Here is a 19,020-nt window from a genome sequence, read left to right on the forward strand (position 1 = left end):
TTAGGGAGGTTTGATCCATTTTCCCTTTCGAGACGTCACAGAAAGTTACATATAGTGAAAATCAGGACGCAATCGGGACAAATGAGGAAGCCGGCCGAGGCGGTGAGGTGCGGGGGCGGGCTACTCCCCCGGCCAGTTCGGCTTCCGCTTCTCGTTGAACGCCGCCACGCCCTCGGCCCGGTCGCCCGAGAAGGCCACCGAGCGCCAGGCCGCGTCCTCGACCTCCAGGCCCGCCCGCAGGTCCAGGCCCTGGCCCAGGCGCATCGCCTTCTTGGCCGCGCGCAGGCCGACCGGCGAGTTCGCCGCGATCCGGCCCGCCAGCTCCAGGGCCCCGGTCCGGGCGTCCTCCGCCAGCACGTCCACCAGGCCCAGCTCGCGCGCCTCGGCCGCCTCCACCCGGCGGGCCGTGAAGACCAGCTCCGCCGCGCGGGCCGCGCCCACCCGGCGCGGCAGCAGCTGCGTACCGCCGCCGCCGGGGATGACGCCCACGGAGACCTCGGGCAGGCCGACCACGGCGGTCGCGTCGGCGACGATCACGTCGCAGGCCAGCGCCAGCTCGAAGCCGCCGCCGAGGGCGAAGCCGTGCACGGCGGCGACGGTCGGCATGGGCAGCTCCAGGACGCCCGTGTACGCCGCGCGGGCGGTCGGCCGCTGCCGGACCAGGTCGGCGTCGCTGAAGGAGTTGCGCTCCTTGAGGTCGGCGCCGACGCAGAAGGCCCGGTCGTTCGAGGAGGTCAGCACGGTGACGCGGACGGCGGGGTCGGCGGCGAGCGCGTCGCAGGCGGCACCGAGGGAGCGGGCCATCTCGGAGGAGACCGCGTTCATCGCCTTGGGCCGGTCGAGGACGAGCTCGGCGACGAATCCCTCCCTACGGACTGCGACGAACTCACCAAAGCGCTGCTCGGACCGCTCCGCCATGACCGCACACCCTCCCGGTTAACGACTGTTCACCGGGATCCTAGGTCGGACGGCGCCCCAGCAGCCAGGGCTCCACGACGCCCAGTCCGCGGACCGGCCGCTGCCACATCGGCTGGAGCGCGAAGCGGTACGTGGCGGGGCGCTCGCCCTCCCGCTCCGCGCGGGCGGCCTCCTCGGCCGCCTTGGCCTCGGAGACGGGCGCCTCGCCGGTCCTGGTCAGCTCCTCGGCGAAGGCGCTGTCGACCAGGACGGCGTCCTTGGGGGCTATCGAGGTGAGCCTGCTGGCCAGGTTGACCGTGGTGCCGAAGACATCGCCCATCCGGGTCGTCACCGTGCCGAAGGCGATGCCGACGCGCAGCGCGGGCATCGTCTCGTCGTGGCTGAGCGTCTCGATCAGGCGCAGCGCGATCTCGGCGGCGGTCCCGGCGTCGTCGGCGGCGTACAGGACCTCGTCGCCGAGGGTCTTGATGAGCCGGCCGCCGTGCGCGGCGACCAGGTCGGCGCAGGTGGTCTCGAACGCCTCGACGAGCTCGCCGAGCTCCTCCTCCTCCAGGCGGCGGGTGAGCCGGGTGAAGCCGACGAGGTCCGCGAAGCCGACCGCGAGCCGCCGGTCGACCATCTCCTCGTCGTCGGCGGCCTGCACGACCCGCCCGGTGGCGGCGGCGAGCTGGCGGCGCCACACGTAGATCAGGAACTCCTCCAGCTCGGGCAGGAGCAGCTCGACCAGGGGGTACGTGACCTCGGTGCGGGTCATGCCGGGCTCGGGCGGCTCGGTCAGGCCCTCCAGGAAGGAGTCGATCTGCCACTCGGCCAGGCGCGCGGTGGTCTGCCCGGTGGAGCGGGCGACCTGGACGGCCATCGGCTCGCTGAGCAGCCCGGCCTCGACGAGACCGGCGAGCCGGCGCAGGGCGAGGACGTCGGCCTCGGTGAGCGCCTTGGCCTGGCCGATGTCGGCGAAGCCCATGGCGCGCCAGAAGCGGGAGGCGAGCTCCATGGAGACGCCGGCGGTGCGGGCGGCCTGGAAGGGGGTGTAGCGGCGGTCGGCGCCCAGGATGAGCTGTTCGAGGCGGATCGCCAGCGGGTCGTCGGTCGGCTCGGCCGTGTGGTCGACGACGTGGTGGGGGGTGGGGTACGCGGAGGGTTCCGGCGCCGGTCCGGCCGGCCCGGCCGGTTCGGCCACGCCGCCGCCGCTCGCGTCGTCGACGGTCACCGGCCGCCTCCTGCCCGTTCCCTGCCCACTGTCCTGCCGTTCTGTCGCGTGGCAGGCGCGCACGACCGCGCCCCACGAATCGGGCTCCACGATACGACAGGTGTGTGCTGGCTCACGCCCGAACCGGCCGCCACCCGGGGTGACCGACCGGTTCGGACGCGCCGCGCGTCCGGGGCCGGGTCAGCCGGCCGCGCGCAGGTGGACGATGTCGCCCGCCGCGACGGCCTCGGTGCCGCCGCCCTCGGTGGCGACGACCAGGCGTCCGTCGCCGTCCACGCCGACGGCCTCGCCCTCCAGCTTCCGCTCGCCGGGCAGCTCGGCGCGGACCCGGCGGCCGAGGGTGGCGCAGCGCTCTTCGTACGCGGCCAGGAGCCCGGAGGCGGCCGGGTCGCCGCCCGCCCGCACCCACGCCCCGTACCACTGCTCCAGGGAGCGCAGGACGGCCCGCAGCAGGGTGTCGCGGTCGGTGGAGACGGCGTCGGCGAGGAGCAGGGAGCCGGCCGCGGGGACGGGGAGCTCGTCCGGGCGCAGGCTGACGTTGAGGCCGAGGCCGACCACCACGCCGTCGGCGCCGGCCCGCTCGGCGAGGATGCCGCCGGTCTTGCGCTCCTCGCCCGCGACACGCACCAGCAGGTCGTTGGGCCACTTGAGGGTCAGGTCGGCCCCGGCGGCCTTCGACAGGCCGGTGGCGGCGGCGACGCCGGTGAGCAGCGGGAGCCAGCCCCAGCGGTGCACGGGCACGTCGGGCTTGAGCAGCACGGAGAGGAAGAGCCCGGAGCGGGCGGGGGCGGTCCAGGCGCGGTCGAGCCGGCCGCGCCCGGAGGTCTGCTCCTCGGCGACGAGCACCGCGCCCTCGGGCAGCGCGTCGGCGCGGGCGGCCAGGTCGGTGTTGGTGGAGCCGGTGGACTCGACCACGTCGAGGGAGGTCCACAGCCCGTCGGGGAGGACGAGCGCGTGGCGCAGGGCGGGCGCGTTGAGCGGCGGCCGGTCGAGGTCGGACCAGCGCCCCGCGGAGCCTTGGGAGGACGTCATGCAAGCCAGCGTAGGTGTGGCAAACGCCGCACTGCCGAACCGTATCGGCGCCGATACGCTACGGGTCAGTAGCTCAGCAGTAGCCCATTCGTAGTCAACGAACCCCCCGTGACCAGGCAGGGAGCCGCATCCCGATGTCCGAGCCGGCAGAGCACGACGAGATCGACATTCACACGACCGCGGGCAAGATCGCGGACCTGCAGCGCCGGATCGGCGAGGCGACGCACGCCGGTTCCGGACGGGCGGTCGAGAAGCAGCACGCGAAGGGCAAGCTGACCGCGCGCGAGCGGATCGCCCTGCTGCTCGACGAGGGTTCGTTCGTGGAGCTGGACGAGCTGGCCCGGCACCGGTCCACCAACTTCGGGCTGGAGAAGAACCGCCCGTACGGCGACGGCGTCGTGACCGGTTACGGCACGGTCGACGGGCGTCCGGTGGCCGTCTTCTCGCAGGACTTCACGGTCTTCGGCGGCGCCCTCGGCGAGGTCTACGGCCAGAAGATCATCAAGGTGATGGACTTCGCGCTGAAGACCGGCTGCCCGGTCATCGGCATCAACGACTCCGGCGGCGCCCGCATCCAGGAGGGCGTCAGCGCGCTCGGCATGTACGGCGAGATCTTCCGCCGCAACACCCACGCCTCCGGGGTGATCCCGCAGATCTCGCTGGTCGTCGGCCCCTGCGCGGGCGGCGCGGTCTACTCGCCCGCGATCACCGACTTCACGGTGATGGTCGACCAGACCTCGCACATGTTCATCACGGGCCCGGACGTCATCAAGACCGTGACCGGCGAGGACGTCGGCTTCGAGGAGCTGGGCGGGGCGCGCACCCACAACACCACCTCGGGTGTCGCGCACCACATGGCGGGCGACGAGAAGGACGCGATCGAGTACGTCAAGTCCCTGCTGTCCTACCTGCCTTCGAACAACCTCTCCGAGCCGCCCGCCTTCCCGGAGACGGCCGAGACCGAGGCGACCGACGAGGACCGCGAGCTCGACACGCTCATCCCGGACTCGGCGAACCAGCCGTACGACATGCACACGGTCATCGAGCACGTCCTGGACGAGGGCGAGTTCCTGGAGACCCAGGCGATGTTCGCGCCGAACATCCTGACCGGCTTCGGCCGCGTCGAGGGCTTCCCGGTCGGCGTGGTCGCCAACCAGCCGATGCAGTTCGCCGGCTGCCTCGACATCGACGCGAGCGAGAAGGCCGCGCGCTTCGTGCGCACCTGCGACGCCTTCAACATCCCGGTGCTCACCTTCGTCGACGTGCCGGGCTTCCTGCCGGGGGTGGACCAGGAGTACGGCGGCATCATCCGGCGCGGCGCGAAGCTGATCTACGCGTACGCCGAGGCCACCGTCCCGATGATCACGGTCATCACCCGCAAGGCGTTCGGCGGCGCCTACGACGTGATGGGCTCCAAGCACCTGGGCGCCGACCTCAACCTGGCCTGGCCGACCGCGCAGATCGCCGTCATGGGCGCGCAGGGCGCGGTCAACATCCTGCACCGCCGCGCGATCGCGGAGGCCGAGGAGGCCGGCACGGCGGACGCGGAGCGGGCGCGGCTGATCCAGGAGTACGAGGACGCCCTGCTCAACCCGTACATCGCGGCCGAGCGCGGCTACATCGACGGGGTGATCCCGCCGTCCGACACCCGCCCGCAGATCGTGAAGGGCCTGCGTCAGCTGCGGACGAAGCGGGAATCCCTGCCCCCGAAGAAGCACGGCAACATCCCGCTCTAAACGCGCTGTCCAGTCGCCGTCCGATCGCTGGGAGGGACACCGGCATGATCAGAGTCGTACGAGGAAATCCGACCCCCGAGGAGCTGGCCGCCGCACTGGCGGTGGTCCAGGCCCGGGCCGCGGCCACGGCGGCGGCGGCCGCCGCGGGCGGCGGCCCGCGCACCCCGGAGGGCTGGTCGGACCCCGCCCGGATCGCCCGCGAGCTGCCCCACCGGCCGGGCCCGCGCGCGTGGGCGCGGTCCTACTGGCCCGCCTGAGCCCGGGCGCGGACCGGGGCCCGTCCGGCACATCGCACGGGACGCTTGAGTACCCGTACTCAGGCGCCCCGGCCGCCGGGGCAGCAGGATCGGGACCATGCTGTGGTCCGACCCGAAGAACGAGCCGCCGAAGGACATGCGCGACATGCAGGCGATGCTGCGCCGCGCGGGCGTGCTGCTGGGATGCGCCATGGTGGTGCTGATGCTCGTGCTCAGCGGGCGCTGAGGGCGCGCGGGCGCTGAGGGCGCGCGGCGGGCCGGAAGCCCGCCCGGCGGCCCGCCCGCTCGCGCGCGGCACCCGCCCGGGGCGCTCGCTACGCTGCCCCCATGACTGCTGACCGCCGCCGTGTCGTCCTCGCCTCCGCCTCCCCCGCCCGCCTCGGGCTGCTCCGCCAGGCGGGGCTCGCCCCCGAGGTGATCGTGAGCGGCGTCGACGAGACCAGGACGCACGCCCCGACCCCGGCCGAACTGGCCCTCGCCCTCGCCGAGGCCAAGGCCGCCCACGTCGCCGCCCGCCCCGAGGCCGCCGGCGCGCTGGTCATCGGCTGCGACTCGGTCCTGGAGCTCGACAGGCAGGCCCTCGGCAAGCCCGCCGACGCCGCCGAGGCCACCGCCCGCTGGCAGGCCATGCGCGGCCGGGTCGGCATCCTCCAGACCGGCCACTGCGTGTACGACACGACGGCCAAGCGCTACGAGTCGGCCACCGCCTCCACCGTCGTCCGCTTCGGCAGCCCGAGCGACGCCGAGATCGCCGCGTACGTCGCCAGCGGCGAACCGCTGCACGTGGCGGGCGCGTTCACGCTCGACGGGCGCTCGGCTCCCTTCATCGAGGGCATCGACGGCGACCCGGGCAACGTGATCGGCCTGTCCCTGCCGCTGCTGCGCACCCTGCTGGCGAAGCTGGACGTGTCCATCACGGACCTCTGGGTCTGAGCCTTCCCGTGCGGAGGGCGCGGGCCGGGGGGCCTCAGGCGGGCGCCGGGGCCCCCTCCTTCGCCGCCCCGGGCTCCCCGTACGCCACGAGCGTCAGCACGATCAGCCCGACGACGAGCATCATGAACGCGAAGGCCCCCCAGCCCAGCAGACCGACCGTCACCGCGCCCAGCACGCCGTGCACCACGGCGCAGCCGATCAGCAGCGCCCGGCCCGCGCGGCCGGGGCGGCGGTCGCGGAGGGCGGCGATCAGCGGGACGAGGCCGCAGAGCAGCAGCAGCGCCCCGGAGCCGAGGCCGAGCGCCCAGGTCCCGGCGTACATCGCGTCGGGGTGGAGCCCGTCGAGGGACATCGACTGGGCCTTCACGAAGCGCGCCATCACGGCGTTGAGGGCGACGATGCCGGGCGCTTCGAGGAAGAGCACGGCGGCCGTCACGAGCGCTATCGGTCTTCGGGCCACCTCGGCCACCCCCTGAATGCGGCTGTTACCTCCGGTACGAACAACAGGGCGAAGGCTACTGGCCGGTAAATCCCCGGACAAGGGTTCGCGCGCCCGGACGGGCGGACGCCACTCGGGCAAAGAATGGCTGAGCCATTCGTAGGGACTCCACAAAGAAACCCGTTTGGCGACTGGTCACGCGAACAGAGACCTGCGCCACACCTCGGGGCTACTGTGCCGTAAAGAAACCCTGCGTACCGTGGTGCGACAAGGGATTTCACGACCCGAGCGCGCCTCGTATCACGCTCCGTGTGGGCAAGCTCACCACTGGGGACGGGTCGAAAGGCCGTGTCGGCAGTCCCTAAACTCAGCTTGTTTCAAGGAGGGAGCCATCGTGCGCAAGGTGCTCATCGCCAACCGTGGCGAAATCGCTGTCCGCGTCGCCCGGGCCTGCCGGGACGCCGGGATCGCCAGCGTAGCCGTCTACGCCGATCCGGACCGGGACGCTCTGCACGTCCGCGCGGCCGACGAGGCGTTCGCCCTGGGCGGTGACACCCCGGCCACCAGCTACCTGGACATGGCCAAGGTGCTCCAGGCAGCGGCCGACTCCGGTGCCGACGCGATCCACCCGGGCTACGGCTTCCTCTCCGAGAACGCCGAGTTCGCCCAGGCCGTCCTCGACGCCGGCCTCACCTGGATCGGCCCGCCGCCGCAGGCCATCCGCGACCTCGGCGACAAGGTCGCCGCGCGCCACATCGCGCAGCGCGCGGGCGCGCCGCTGGTCGCCGGCACCCCGGACCCGGTCTCGGGCGCCGACGAGGTCGTCGCCTTCGCCGAGGAGCACGGCCTGCCGATCGCGATCAAGGCCGCCTTCGGCGGCGGCGGCCGCGGCCTGAAGGTCGCCCGCACCCTCGAAGAGGTGCCGGAGCTCTACGACTCGGCCGTCCGCGAGGCCGTCGCCGCCTTCGGCCGCGGCGAGTGCTTCGTCGAGCGCTACCTGGACAAGCCGCGGCACGTCGAGACCCAGTGCCTCGCCGACACCCACGGCAACGTGGTGGTCGTCTCCACCCGTGACTGCTCCCTCCAGCGCCGCCACCAGAAGCTGGTCGAGGAGGCCCCGGCGCCGTTCCTGTCGGAGGCTCAGAACGCCGAGCTGTACGCGGCGTCCAAGGCCATCCTGAAGGAGGCCGGCTACGTCGGCGCGGGCACCGTCGAGTTCCTGGTCGGCGTCGACGGCACGATCTCCTTCCTGGAGGTCAACACCCGCCTCCAGGTGGAGCACCCGGTCACCGAGGAGGTCACCGGCCTCGACCTGGTCCGCGAGATGTTCCGCATCGCCGACGGCGAGGAGCTCGGCTACGGCGACCCCGAGATCCGCGGCCACTCCTTCGAGTTCCGCATCAACGGCGAGGACCCGGGCCGCAACTTCCTCCCGGCGCCCGGCACCGTCACCCTCTTCGCCCCGCCGACCGGCCCCGGTGTCCGCCTGGACGCGGGTGTCGAGTCCGGCTCGGTCATCGGCCCGGCCTGGGACTCGCTGCTCGCGAAGCTGATCGTCACCGGCGCCACCCGCGAGCAGGCGCTCCAGCGCGCCGCCCGCGCGCTCGCCGAGTTCAAGGTCGAGGGCATGGCCACGGCCATCCCGTTCCACCAGGCCGTCGTGGTCGACCCGGCGTTCACCGCCGACCCGTTCCGCATCCACACCCGGTGGATCGAGACGGAGTTCGTCAACGAGATCAAGCCCTTCGCCCCGGCCGGCGCGGACGCCGACGAGGACGAGAGCGGTCGCGAGACGATCGTCGTCGAGGTCGGCGGCAAGCGCCTGGAGGTCTCCCTCCCGTCCTCGCTCGGCATGTCGCTGGCCCGCACCGGCCTGGCCGCCGGCGCCAAGCCGAAGCGCCGCGCCGCGAAGAAGTCGGGCCCGACCGCCTCCGGCGACACCCTCGCCTCCCCGATGCAGGGCACCATCGTCAAGGTGGCCGTCGAGGAGGGCCAGGAGGTCAAGGAGGGCGACCTGATCGTCGTCCTGGAGGCCATGAAGATGGAGCAGCCGCTGAACGCGCACCGCTCCGGCACGGTCAAGGGCCTCTCCGCCGCGGTGGGCGCCTCGATCACCTCGGGCGCCGCGATCTGCGAGATCAAGGACTGATCCGAGGACGGATCCAAGGACGGATCCAAGGACGCGAACCGGGCCCCTGACCACGGGGTACGGTACGAAGGGCCCGGGGCGACGACCGCCCGCGGGCCCTTCGTGTCACCCGCCCCCGGCCCAAGGAGTACGGATGCGAGCCGACGCGCGCCGGAACCACGAGCGGCTGCTCACCGAGGCCCGCGCCGCGTTCACCGCGCACGGGACGGACGCGTCCCTGGAGGACATCGCGCGGCGCGCCGGGGTCGGCATCGGCACGCTCTACCGGCACTTCCCCAACCGCGAGGCGCTGCTCGGCGCCGTCTTCCAGGACGCCCTGGCGGCCCTGCTGCGCCACTCCGCGGAGCTGGCGGGCGCGCCGGAGCCGCGGGCGGCGCTGGTGGCGTGGCTGCGCGCCCTGATCACCCACGCGGGTGAGTACCGGGGGCTGGCCATCGCCCTCATGTCGGCTTCCCGGGACCGGAGTTCGGCGCTGGCCGCGTGCGGGGAGCCGCTGCGGGCGGCGGGCAGCGAGCTGCTGGTGCGCGCCCAGCGGGCGGGCGCGGTGCGCGCGGAGGTGGCGATCGGCGACCTGGTCCAGCTGACCAACGCGATCGCGCTGGCCGCCGAACGCTCGCCGGAGGACCCGGAGCTGGCGGACCGGCTGCTGTCCCTGGCCGTCCACGGCATCACGACCTGAGCGGACGGGGGCGCCGGACGGCGGGCAGCGGGGCGGCGGCACCGGACGGCGGACAGCGGGGCGACGAACAGCGGGCGGGGACAGCGGCACCGGTGCAGGGGCACCGGACAGCAGGCCACGGCGCCGGACGGCGGCACCCGGAGCCCACGGGCCCCGGCGGTCGGCACCCGTGCCGTCCGGCCGCTCAGCGCCGCCGCATGTCCGCGACCCGCACCGGCCGTTCGGGGGCGAGCACCTCGCCGAGGCCGCCCGGGCCGCCGGGACCGCCCGGGCCGCCGCGGAACTGCCCGCCCGGGACCCGCCCGCGCTGTCCCGGCAGCGGGACGTCACGGCGCGGGCGACCGCCCGGGGGGTGCTGGTCGCCCCCGTGGCCCAGGCCCGTGCCGGCGACCGCGATCTGCACGCCCTGGTCGGCCAGGGCCTGGAGCTCGGTGGCGGCGCGCTCGTCGTGGGCGGGCGGCTCGTCGGTGACCAGGCGGGTGATCACGTCGGTCGGCACCGTCTGGAACATGGTGTCGGTGCCGAGCTTGGTGTGGTCGGCGAGGACCACCACCTCCGCCGCCGCCTGCACCAGCGCCCGGTCCACGCTCGCGGAGAGCATGTTCGAGGTGGACAGGCCGCGCTCGGCGGTCAGCCCGCTGCCGGACAGGAAGGCCCGGGAGACCCGCAGCCCCTGGAGCGACTGCTCGGCCCCGCTGCCCACCAGCGCGTAGTTGGAGCCGCGCAGGGTGCCGCCGGTCATGACGACCTCCACCCGGTTGGCGTGGGCGAGGGCCTGGGCGACCAGCAGCGAGTTGGTGACGACGGTGAGCCCGGGCACCCGGGCGAGCCGGCGCGCCAGCTCCTGCGTGGTGGTGCCGGCGCCGACGACGATGGCCTCGCCCTCGTCGACGAGGCTCGCGGCCATGTCGGCGATGGCGGTCTTCTCGGCGGTCGCGAGATGGGATTTCTGCGGGAAGCCGGATTCGCGCGTGAATCCGCCCGGCAGCACCGCACCGCCGTGGCGGCGGTCGAGGAGTCCTTCTGCCTCCAGCGCCCGCACGTCTCGCCGTACGGTCACTTCTGAGGTCTGGACGACGCGGGCGAGCTCGCGGAGCGATACGGCTCCATTGGCGCGCACCATTTCGAGGATCAACTGGCGACGTTCTGCAGCGAACACGAAACTGACAGTAACGTGATCGGCCGATGATTTTCAGCACTATGCGCCGAATTGCAGAAGATGCACACAAGCGGGGTCCCCAAGTGGTATGGGAGACCCCGCCGTTGTCCCGAGTTGCCGGGGGTTGTCCGACCAGGCGAACCGTTCCCGCAGGCGGGAAGGGTTCCGGCCGGGCTCGGACAGGGCCCTTACGCCTCGCCCGCGGCCTTTCGGGTGTGCAACTGCCGTGCCACTTCCGCGATCGAGCCCGACAGGGAGGGGTACACGGTGAAAGCATTTGCGATCTGTTCGACGGTCAGATTGTTGTCGACCGCGATCGAGATCGGGTGGATCAGCTCGCTCGCACGGGGGGCGACGACACAGCCACCGACCACGATGCCGGTGCCCGGACGGCAGAAGATCTTCACGAAGCCGTCCCGGATGCCCTGCATCTTCGCGCGGGGGTTGCGCAGCAGCGGCAGCTTGACGACCCGGGCGTCGATCTTGCCCGCGTCCACGTCCGCCTGGGTGTAGCCGACGGTGGCGATCTCCGGGTCGGTGAAGACGTTGGAGGAGACCGTCTTCAGGTTCAGCGGGGCCACCGCGTCGCCCAGGAAGTGGTACATCGCGATCCGGCCCTGCATGGCGGCGACCGAGGCGAGCGCGAAGACGCCCGTGACGTCACCGGCCGCGTACACGCCGGGGGCGGAGGTGCGGGAGACCTTGTCGGTCCAGATGTGACCGGAGTCCTTCAGCCGGACCCCGGCCTCCTCCAGGCCCATGCCGGCCGAGTTCGGGATGGCGCCGACGGCCATCAGGCAGTGCGTGCCGGAGATGACCCGGCCGTCCGACAGGGTGACCTCGACCCGGTCGCCGACCCGCTTGGCGGACTCCGCGCGGGAGCGCGCCATGACGTTCATGCCGCGGCGCCGGAAGACGTCCTCCAGGACGGCGGCGGCGTCGGGGTCCTCGCCCGGCAGCACGCGGTCGCGGGAGGAGACCAGGGTGACCCGGGAGCCGAGCGCCTGGTAGGCGCCGGCGAACTCGGCGCCGGTGACGCCGGAGCCGACCACGATGAGCTCCTCGGGGAGCTCGCCGAGGTCGTAGACCTGGGTCCAGTTCAGGATCCGCTCGCCGTCCGGCTGGGCGTCGGGCAGCTCGCGCGGGTGGCCGCCGGTGGCGATCAGGACCGCGTCGGCGGTGAGGGTCTCCTCGCTGCCGTCGGCGGCGGTGACGATCACCTGGCGGGAGCCGTCCATGGCCTGCCGCCCGGAGAGCCGCCCGCGCCCGCGCAGCACCCGGGCGCCGGCCCGGGTGACGGAGGCGGTGATGTCGTGCGACTGGGCGAGCGCCAGGCGCTTCACCCGCCGGTTCACCTTGCCCAGGTCCACGCCGACCACCCGGGCCGCCTGCTCCACGTGCGGGGTGTCGTCGGCGACGATGATGCCCAGCTCCTCGTACGAGGAGTCGAAGGTGGTCATCACCTCGGCCGTGGCGATCAGGGTCTTGGAGGGGACGCAGTCGGTCAGGACGGACGCGCCGCCGAGACCGTCGCAGTCGACGACGGTCACCTCCGCGCCGAGTTGGGCGCCCACGAGGGCCGCCTCGTAGCCGCCGGGTCCGCCGCCGATGATCACGATCCGGGTCACTGGGATCTACGCCTCGCGCTCTCGTTCTGCTGCCGGGGGGTCCCCCCGCTGGGATGCAGTGCGTACGCCATTGTCCCGCACGCTTCAAGTGCGTACCCCATTCTCCCGTACCGGCCCGGCGGGCACGCGGCGGGGGCGTACCGACGGGTCACCGGCCCCGGGGGCCGTCGCGGCCGGGGCCCCTACCACGGACTTCGTCATGCACCCCGCCCCCTCCCGTACCCTCGATCCCATGTCGCTCTACGCCGCCTACGCCGGCAACCTCGACGCGCGGCTCATGACCCGCCGCGCTCCGCACTCGCCGCTGCGCGGCACCGGCTGGCTGAACGGCTGGCGGCTGACCTTCGGCGGGGAGCAGATGGGGTGGGAGGGCGCGCTGGCCACCATCGTGGAGGCGCCGCGCTCCCAGGTCTTCGTCGCGCTGTACGACCTCGCCCCGATGGACGAGGACTCGCTGGACCGCTGGGAGGGCGTCGGCCTCGACATCTACCGGCGGATGCGGGTGCGGGTGCACACCCTGGACGGCGAGGAGCCGGCCTGGGTGTACGTGCTGAACGCGTACGAGGGCGGGCTGCCGTCCGCCCGCTACCTGGGCGAGGTCGCCGACGCGGCGGAGTCCGCCGGGGCGCCGCACGACTACGTGATGGAGCTGCGCAAGCGCCCGTGCTGACACGGGGCGCCGGGGCGCGCCCCGGCCCGCCGGTCGCCGCGCCGTCGCCGCACGCCCCGTCGCGGTCCTCGGCACGCCCTGCGTCGCGATCTTCGTCGGAAACGACAAGACAACGATCGCAGGTCCGTCCGCAACGTCATCTACGCGCGTAGGGATTCTCCGGCTAGGCTGCTGCGCGTAACAAATACGCGTACCAAACCCGTCCGGGGCTCCCCTCGGACCCCCCTCCCCGAGGCGAGAGAGTCAGTGAACGCAACTGCCACCCCGTACGAGGCCGCCGAGGCCGCTGCCGCCCGCCTTCGCGAGCTGACCGGAGTCGAGAAGCACGACGTCGTCCTGGTCATGGGATCCGGCTGGGCACCGGCCGTCGACGCCCTGGGCGCCCCCGAGGCCGAGTTCCCGGTCACCGAGCTCCCCGGCTTCCCGCCGCCGGCCGTCGAGGGCCACGGCGGCAAGGTCCGCTCGTACAAGATCGGTGACAAGCGGGTCCTGGTCTTCCTCGGCCGCACCCACTACTACGAGGGCCGCGGCGTCGCCTCCGTCGTCCACGGCGTGCGCACCGCCGTCGCCGCGGGCTGCGACACCGTCGTGCTGACCAACGGCTGCGGCGGCCTGCGCGAGGGCATGCGCCCCGGGCAGCCGGTCCTGATCAGCGACCACCTGAACCTGACGGCCGCCTCGCCGATCGTGGGCGCCAACTTCGTCGACCTCACCGACCTGTACTCGCCGCGGCTGCGCGCGCTGTGCAAGGAGGTCGACGAGACGCTGGAGGAGGGCGTCTACGTCCAGTTCCCCGGCCCGCACTACGAGACCCCGGCCGAGATCAACATGGTCCGCGTCATGGGCGGCGACCTGGTCGGCATGTCCACCGTCCTGGAGGCCATCGCGGCCCGCGAGGCGGGCGCCGAGGTCCTGGGCATCTCCCTCGTCACCAACCTGGCCGCGGGCCTGTCGGGCGAGCCGCTGAACCACGAAGAGGTCCTCCAGGCGGGCCGTGACTCGGCCGCGCGCATGGGCGAGCTCCTGACCCGCGTGCTCGACCGCATCTGAGTCCGTAACCGGCGGCGGAGCCCCGGTTCGGGAAGGGGCGGGGCGGGGAACAGCTCCAGCGGCCCGCCCCGCTCCGCCCCGCCGCCCGCCCGCCGCCATCGCCCCGAAAGGCACACCGTGACGCAGGAAGACGACCTCCTCGCCCGGGCCCACGCCTGGCTCGCCGAGGACCCCGACGCCGAGACCCGCGAGGAGCTCGCGAAGCTCCTCGACGCGGGCGCGACCGAAGAGCTCGCCGAGCGCTTCGCCGGCACGCTCCAGTTCGGCACCGCCGGCCTGCGCGGCGAGCTGGGCGCCGGCCCGATGCGGATGAACCGCGCCGTGGTCATCCGCGCCGCCGCCGGCCTCGCCGCGTACCTCAAGGCGAAGGGCGAGAGCGGCGGCCTGGTCGTCATCGGCTACGACGCCCGCTACAAGTCCGCCGACTTCGCCCGCGACACCGCCGCCGTGATGACCGGCGCCGGGCTGCGCGCCGCGGTGCTGCCGCGCCCGCTGCCGACGCCCGTCCTGGCGTACGCCATAAGGCACCTGGGCGCCGTCGCCGGTGTCGAGGTGACCGCCAGCCACAACCCGCCGCGCGACAACGGCTACAAGGTGTACCTGGGCGACGGCTCGCAGATCACCCCGCCGGCCGACGTGGAGATCGCCGCCGAGATCGACGCGGTGCGCGCGCTCGCCGACGTGCCGCGCCCCGAGTCCGGCTGGGAGACCCTCGGCGACGAGGTCCTGGAGGCGTACCTGGCGCGTACGGACGCGGTGCTGACCCCGGGCTCCCCGCGCGGCGCGCGGACCGTCTACACGGCCATGCACGGCGTCGGCAAGGACGTCCTGACGGCCGCCTTCGCCCGGCACGGCTTCCCGGCGCCGGTGCTGGTCGCCGCGCAGGCGGAGCCGGACCCGGCCTTCCCGACGGTCGCGTTCCCGAACCCGGAGGAGCCGGGGGCCATGGACCTCGCCTTCGAGACGGCGCGGGCGGCGGAGCCGGACCTCGTGATCGCCAACGACCCGGACGCGGACCGCTGCGCGGTGGCCGTGCCCGACGCGTCCGCCGAGGGCGGCTGGCGGATGCTGCGCGGCGACGAGGTCGGCGCGCTGCTCGCGGCACACCTGGTGCACAAGGGCGCCCGGGGCGTGTTCGCCGAGTCGATCGTGTCGTCCTCGCTGCTCGGCCGGATCGCGGAGGCGGCGGGTGTCGGCTACGAGGAGACGCTGACCGGCTTCAAGTGGATCGCCCGCGTCGAGGGCCTGCGGTACGGCTACGAGGAGGCGCTGGGCTACTGCGTCGACCCCGAGGGCGTCCGCGACAAGGACGGCGTCACGGCGGCGCTGCTCGTCGCCGAGCTGGCCTCGGTGCTCAAGGAGCAGGACCGCACCCTGACCGACCTGCTGGACGACCTGGCGGTGGCCCACGGGCTGCACGCCACGGACCAGCTCTCGGTGCGGGTGCAGGACCTGAGCATCATCGCCAACGCGATGGCGGCGCTGCGCGAGAACCCGCCGGTGCGCCTCGCGGGCCTCACCGTCGTCTCGGCGGAGGACCTGACGAAGGGCACCGAGTCGCTGCCCCCGACGGACGGCCTGCGCTACCACCTGGAGGGCGACTACAAGGCCCGGGTGATCGTGCGCCCCTCCGGCACCGAGCCGAAGATCAAGTGCTACCTGGAGGTCGTGGTCCCGGTCGGCGGCGCGGACGAGCTGGCGACGGCCCGCGCGACCGGCGCCGACGTGCTGGCCGCGCTCAAGAAGGACCTGGCCGAGGCCGCGGGCCTGTAGCGGCGGGAGCCCCGCCGGAGGGCCCGTACGGAATCGTTTCCGTACGGGCCCTCCGGCGTTCCCCGGCCCGCGTCCCGCCGGGCTCCCCCTTCGGGTGAACCGGGTACGGCAGGTGACGTAACCCGCGCCCCGCGCGGAGGCGGCCGGGGCGAGGGTGACCCGGTGCCCCCGGTGCCCTCCCGGCTGACCCCCCGCCGCGCCGTGCCCGCCGCGCGCGGGCCCGTGCCGCCGCCCCGCCGGCTGCCCCGGCTGCTGCGCCGCCGCCCGCCGGGCCCGCCGCCCGGCCCGCTGCCGGGCGCGCTGCGGCGGGCGGCCCCGGCGCTGCTCGGCTATCTGGCCGTGCGGCTGCTCGGCCTCCTGGTGCTGGCCCGCTGGGCGCACCTGAAGGGCCACGGGGTGTGGCCGACGCTGGCGACCTCCTGGGACTCGGGCTGGTACCTGGACATCGCCGCGCACGGCTACGACCGGGCCCTCGGCCCGCCCGGCGACCACGACAACCTGGCCTTCTTCCCGCTGTACCCGCTGCTGGTCAGGGCCCTGTCGGCCGTCGCCCCGGGCTCGGCCGCCTCGGCGGGCCTGGGGCTGGCCTGGGGCTGCTCGCTGCTCGCCGCCTGGGGCGTCTTCGCCGTCGGCGACCGGCTGCACGGGCGCCGTACGGGGACGCTGCTGGCGGTGCTGTGGGGGGCGCTGCCGGTCGCGGCGGTGCAGTGGATGGGGTACACCGAGTCGCTGTTCACGGCGCTGGCCGCGTGGGCGCTGTACGCGGTGCTGCGCGGGCGCTGGGCGTGGGCCGCGGGCCTGGCGGTGGCGGCGGGGCTGACCCGGCCGACCGGGGTCGCGGTGGCGGCGGCGGTGGCGGCGGGCGCCCTGCTCGCGGCGCGGCGCGGGGAGCGGCGGGCCTGGGCGGCGGTGTGCGCGGCGCCGCTGGGCTGGCTCGGCTACGTGGCCTGGGTGGCGGCGCGGCTGGGCCGCCGGGACGGCTACTTCGCGGTGCAGCGGCGGTGGGGCAACGAGTGGGACGGCGGGGCGACCACCCTCCGGCTGCTGCGCGGCGTGCTGGTCTACGCGCGCGGGCCCTCGCTGTTCCTGGTCGTGGTCTCGCTGGTGCTGGTGGTGTCGGCGGGCCTGTTCCTGCTGGCGCTCGCGGACCGCCAGCCGCTCCCGCTGCTGGTCTTCTCCGGTGTGCTGCTGCTGGTGGTGCTGGGCAGCGGCGGCGTCTACTTCCCGCGCGCCCGCTTCCTGCTCCCGGCCTTCCCGCTGCTGCTCCCCCTGGCGCGGGGCCTGGCCGGGTCCCGCCCGGCGGCGCGGACCCTGGCGCTCGCGGCGGCGGCCCTGTCCTCGGCGTGGCTGGGCGCCCACATGCTGCTGGTGTGGCCGGGACCGCCGTGAGTCCGGGGCCCGGCCCGGTCGGAGGTGAGCCCGCCGGGACCCGGCCCGCCGAGGGCTCAGCCCGCCCGGCACCCGGCCCGTCGCGGGAGAGCCCGCCGGGGACTCAGCCCGTCCGCGAGCCCGGCCCTCCCGCGAGCCCGCCCCGAAAACTCAGCCCGTCGCCCAGAGGACCACGAGGAGGACGAGGCCGGCGGCGGCCGGGGCCAGTACCTCGTACGCCCAGCGGATGGCGGGGGTGCCCTGCGTCTCGGGGCGGTCGCCGAGCCGCTCGGCCATGTCGCGCAGGTCGGCGACGGTCTGGTCGCTGGGGGCGACCCGGGAGGCCCGGTCGGTGACGTCGGCGGTGGCCGAGGTGCGCCCGTGCGGGTCGTCCTGGGAGGCGCGGGCGGCCTTGCGGGCGGCGCGCTTGCGCTGGCGCAGCGAGACGGGGACGGCCCACAGCTGGTAGGTGGCGCCGTCGCGGGTGAGGACCTCGCTGGAGTAGCCGGCGCGCAGGTCGGCGACGGTGCCCCAGGGCAGCGCGATGGTGCGGAAGGGGTTGCGGATCCGCAGCCGCTCCTCGTTGGCGAAGACGGCGGGGCGGATGGTGAAGGCGACGATCAGCGGGACCACGAGGACCAGCCCGGCGAGCGCCATCCACGGCACGCGGCCCTCGCCGCGCAGCATCGAGTCACCGCCGAGGAGCACGGCGATGACGAGCAGCGTGACCCCGCCCGCGATGCCGAGCGGCGACCGGAAGACCTGGTCGGCGTAGGCGGGCTCGGAGGGCTGCGGGGCGGGCGGCTCGGGGGTCGTCATGCGCCCGATTGTGCCTCAGGGCTCCCCGTTCGGCTCAGGCGGCTCTCGGGCCTGTCGTCACACTCCCGTCTGCCTCGGGGCGGCGTCCCGCCGGTGCCGTACCGGCGCCATGCCGGGGGCATGTGACGGAGTTCACCCGCACCCCCGCGCCCCGTACCCACCTGGGCTTTCGGGCGCTCGTCCGAGCAGGCCCCTGTACAGGCCGCTACGCGCGTAGATATGCTCGACTGGTGACCATGCCCACCACTGCACCCGCAGCACACGCTTTCGCCGACGTGACCGCGTCCGACAGCACGCTGCGCCGCTTCCTCCACGGGCTGCCCGGCGTCGACGCCGTCGGCCTGGAGGCGCGCGCCGCGTCCCTCGGTACCCGCTCGATCAAGACCACGGCCAAGGCCCACGCCATCGACCTGGCCATCTCCATGATCGACCTGACGACGCTCGAAGGCGCGGACACCCCGGGCAAGGTCCGGGCGCTCGCCGCCAAGGCCGTCCTCCCCGACCCGACCGACCGCACCACGCCGACCACGGCCGCCGTCTGCGTCTACCCCGACATGGTGGCCACCGCCAAGGCCGCGCTCGCGGGCTCCGGCGTCAAGGTCGCCTCGGTCGCCACCGCCTTCCCGGCCGGGCGCGCCGCGCTGCCGGTGAAGCTGGCCGACACGGCCGACGCCATCGCGGCGGGCGCCGACGAGATCGACATGGTCATCGACCGTGGCGCCTTCCTCGCCGGGCACTACCTGAAGGTCTACGAGCAGATCGCCGCGATCAAGGCCGAGTGCGGCGACCGCGCGCGGCTGAAGGTGATCTTCGAGACGGGCGAGCTCTCCACGTACGACAACATCCGCCGCGCCTCCTGGCTCGGCATGATGGCCGGCGCGGACTTCATCAAGACCTCGACCGGCAAGGTCGCGGTCAACGCCACCCCCGCCAACACGCTCCTGATGCTGGAGGCCGTGCGCGACTTCCGCGCCCAGACCGGCGTCCAGATCGGCGTGAAGCCCGCGGGCGGCATCCGCAACACCAAGGAAGCCATCAAGTTCCTGGTCCTGGTCAACGAGACCGCCGGCGCGGACTGGCTGGATAACCACTGGTTCCGCTTCGGCGCCTCCAGCCTGCTCAACGACCTGCTGATGCAGCGTCAGAAGCTGGCGACCGGCCGCTACTCCGGCCCCGACTACGTGACGGTGGACTGATCGA

Annotated in this window: 18 protein-coding genes; 11 read left to right on the forward strand and 7 right to left on the reverse strand. The window is 74.0% G+C overall.

Annotated features, from left to right (window positions below; all coding sequences use genetic code 11):
- Nucleotides 1-120: 120 nt before the first annotated feature.
- The 3 genes from AB0C99_RS11815 to AB0C99_RS11825 all read right to left on the reverse strand — a co-directional run bounded on the left by AB0C99_RS11815 (nucleotide 121) and on the right by AB0C99_RS11825 (nucleotide 3,160).
- Nucleotides 121-918, reverse strand: a complete 798-nt coding sequence (locus tag AB0C99_RS11815) for an enoyl-CoA hydratase-related protein (protein WP_362473056.1) — start codon at nucleotides 916-918, stop codon at nucleotides 121-123.
- Between the two features lie 40 nt (nucleotides 919-958).
- Nucleotides 959-2,098 carry an adenylate/guanylate cyclase domain-containing protein gene (locus AB0C99_RS11820; protein WP_362473203.1) on the reverse strand — a complete coding sequence of 380 codons (1,140 nt, stop codon included), beginning with the start codon at nucleotides 2,096-2,098 and terminating at the stop codon, nucleotides 959-961.
- A 210-nt stretch (nucleotides 2,099-2,308) separates the two neighbouring features.
- Nucleotides 2,309-3,160, reverse strand: a complete 852-nt coding sequence (locus AB0C99_RS11825) for a biotin--[acetyl-CoA-carboxylase] ligase (RefSeq protein ID WP_362473059.1) — start codon at nucleotides 3,158-3,160, stop codon at nucleotides 2,309-2,311.
- Between the two features lie 134 nt (nucleotides 3,161-3,294).
- Between AB0C99_RS11825 and AB0C99_RS11830 the strand changes: the two genes are divergently transcribed.
- From AB0C99_RS11830 to AB0C99_RS11845, 4 genes are all read left to right on the forward strand, one after another.
- Nucleotides 3,295-4,896: an acyl-CoA carboxylase subunit beta gene (locus AB0C99_RS11830; protein WP_362473061.1), complete on the forward strand. Its 1,602-nt coding sequence runs from the start codon at nucleotides 3,295-3,297 to the stop codon at nucleotides 4,894-4,896.
- Nucleotides 4,897-4,940: 44 nt separating this feature from the next.
- Nucleotides 4,941-5,153 carry an acyl-CoA carboxylase subunit epsilon gene (locus AB0C99_RS11835; protein ID WP_362473063.1) on the forward strand — a complete coding sequence of 71 codons (213 nt, stop codon included), beginning with the start codon at nucleotides 4,941-4,943 and terminating at the stop codon, nucleotides 5,151-5,153.
- A gap of 97 nt (nucleotides 5,154-5,250) precedes the next feature.
- A complete protein-coding gene (locus AB0C99_RS11840) occupies nucleotides 5,251-5,379 on the forward strand; it encodes a hypothetical protein (protein WP_362473066.1) in 129 nt (42 codons plus the stop codon).
- A gap of 101 nt (nucleotides 5,380-5,480) precedes the next feature.
- Nucleotides 5,481-6,086 carry a nucleoside triphosphate pyrophosphatase gene (locus AB0C99_RS11845; protein ID WP_362473069.1) on the forward strand — a complete coding sequence of 202 codons (606 nt, stop codon included), beginning with the start codon at nucleotides 5,481-5,483 and terminating at the stop codon, nucleotides 6,084-6,086.
- A gap of 34 nt (nucleotides 6,087-6,120) precedes the next feature.
- Here AB0C99_RS11845 and AB0C99_RS11850 read toward each other — a convergent pair whose 3' ends face one another.
- Complete coding sequence (locus AB0C99_RS11850) at nucleotides 6,121-6,546, reverse strand: hypothetical protein (protein WP_362473072.1); 426 nt, start codon at nucleotides 6,544-6,546, stop codon at nucleotides 6,121-6,123.
- Between the two features lie 373 nt (nucleotides 6,547-6,919).
- On the opposite strand from AB0C99_RS11850, the gene AB0C99_RS11855 reads away from it, so the two are divergent.
- Both AB0C99_RS11855 and AB0C99_RS11860 read left to right on the forward strand, forming a co-directional pair.
- Nucleotides 6,920-8,674, forward strand: coding sequence for a biotin carboxylase N-terminal domain-containing protein (locus AB0C99_RS11855; RefSeq protein ID WP_362473074.1), 1,755 nt, complete (start codon nucleotides 6,920-6,922; stop codon nucleotides 8,672-8,674).
- A gap of 133 nt (nucleotides 8,675-8,807) precedes the next feature.
- A complete protein-coding gene (locus AB0C99_RS11860) occupies nucleotides 8,808-9,353 on the forward strand; it encodes a helix-turn-helix domain-containing protein (protein ID WP_362473077.1) in 546 nt (181 codons plus the stop codon).
- 184 nt (nucleotides 9,354-9,537) lie between these two features.
- Here AB0C99_RS11860 and AB0C99_RS11865 read toward each other — a convergent pair whose 3' ends face one another.
- Complete coding sequence (locus AB0C99_RS11865; protein ID WP_362473079.1) at nucleotides 9,538-10,512, reverse strand: DeoR/GlpR family DNA-binding transcription regulator; 975 nt, start codon at nucleotides 10,510-10,512, stop codon at nucleotides 9,538-9,540.
- A gap of 188 nt (nucleotides 10,513-10,700) precedes the next feature.
- Complete coding sequence (locus AB0C99_RS11870; RefSeq protein WP_362473082.1) at nucleotides 10,701-12,140, reverse strand: NAD(P)H-quinone dehydrogenase; 1,440 nt, start codon at nucleotides 12,138-12,140, stop codon at nucleotides 10,701-10,703.
- A gap of 232 nt (nucleotides 12,141-12,372) precedes the next feature.
- Here AB0C99_RS11870 and AB0C99_RS11875 point away from each other — a divergent pair, with 232 nt between their 5' ends.
- The 4 genes from AB0C99_RS11875 (at nucleotide 12,373) to AB0C99_RS11890 (ending at nucleotide 17,022) form a co-directional block, all read left to right on the forward strand.
- Nucleotides 12,373-12,810 (forward strand): gamma-glutamylcyclotransferase, encoded by a 438-nt coding sequence (locus AB0C99_RS11875; protein ID WP_362473085.1) that lies wholly within the window; start codon nucleotides 12,373-12,375, stop codon nucleotides 12,808-12,810.
- Nucleotides 12,811-13,056: 246 nt separating this feature from the next.
- Nucleotides 13,057-13,860 carry a purine-nucleoside phosphorylase gene (locus AB0C99_RS11880; RefSeq protein ID WP_362473087.1) on the forward strand — a complete coding sequence of 268 codons (804 nt, stop codon included), beginning with the start codon at nucleotides 13,057-13,059 and terminating at the stop codon, nucleotides 13,858-13,860.
- A gap of 117 nt (nucleotides 13,861-13,977) precedes the next feature.
- Complete coding sequence (locus tag AB0C99_RS11885; protein ID WP_362473090.1) at nucleotides 13,978-15,633, forward strand: phospho-sugar mutase; 1,656 nt, start codon at nucleotides 13,978-13,980, stop codon at nucleotides 15,631-15,633.
- 240 nt (nucleotides 15,634-15,873) lie between these two features.
- Nucleotides 15,874-17,022 (forward strand): hypothetical protein, encoded by a 1,149-nt coding sequence (locus AB0C99_RS11890; RefSeq protein WP_362473206.1) that lies wholly within the window; start codon nucleotides 15,874-15,876, stop codon nucleotides 17,020-17,022.
- Between the two features lie 150 nt (nucleotides 17,023-17,172).
- On the opposite strand, the gene AB0C99_RS11895 is transcribed toward AB0C99_RS11890, so the two are convergent.
- The gene (locus AB0C99_RS11895; RefSeq protein ID WP_362473093.1) at nucleotides 17,173-17,820 is read right to left on the reverse strand and encodes a PH domain-containing protein; all 648 of its coding nucleotides are present in this window, start codon (nucleotides 17,818-17,820) and stop codon (nucleotides 17,173-17,175) included.
- A gap of 236 nt (nucleotides 17,821-18,056) precedes the next feature.
- On the opposite strand from AB0C99_RS11895, the gene deoC reads away from it, so the two are divergent.
- Nucleotides 18,057-19,016 carry a deoxyribose-phosphate aldolase gene (deoC, locus tag AB0C99_RS11900; RefSeq protein ID WP_362473095.1) on the forward strand — a complete coding sequence of 320 codons (960 nt, stop codon included), beginning with the start codon at nucleotides 18,057-18,059 and terminating at the stop codon, nucleotides 19,014-19,016.
- The last annotated feature ends 4 nt before the right edge of the window (nucleotides 19,017-19,020 follow it).

Origin of the sequence: Streptomyces sp. NPDC048659 (assembly GCF_040650575.1) — a bacterium.
Lineage (GTDB): Bacteria > Actinomycetota > Actinomycetes > Streptomycetales > Streptomycetaceae > Streptomyces.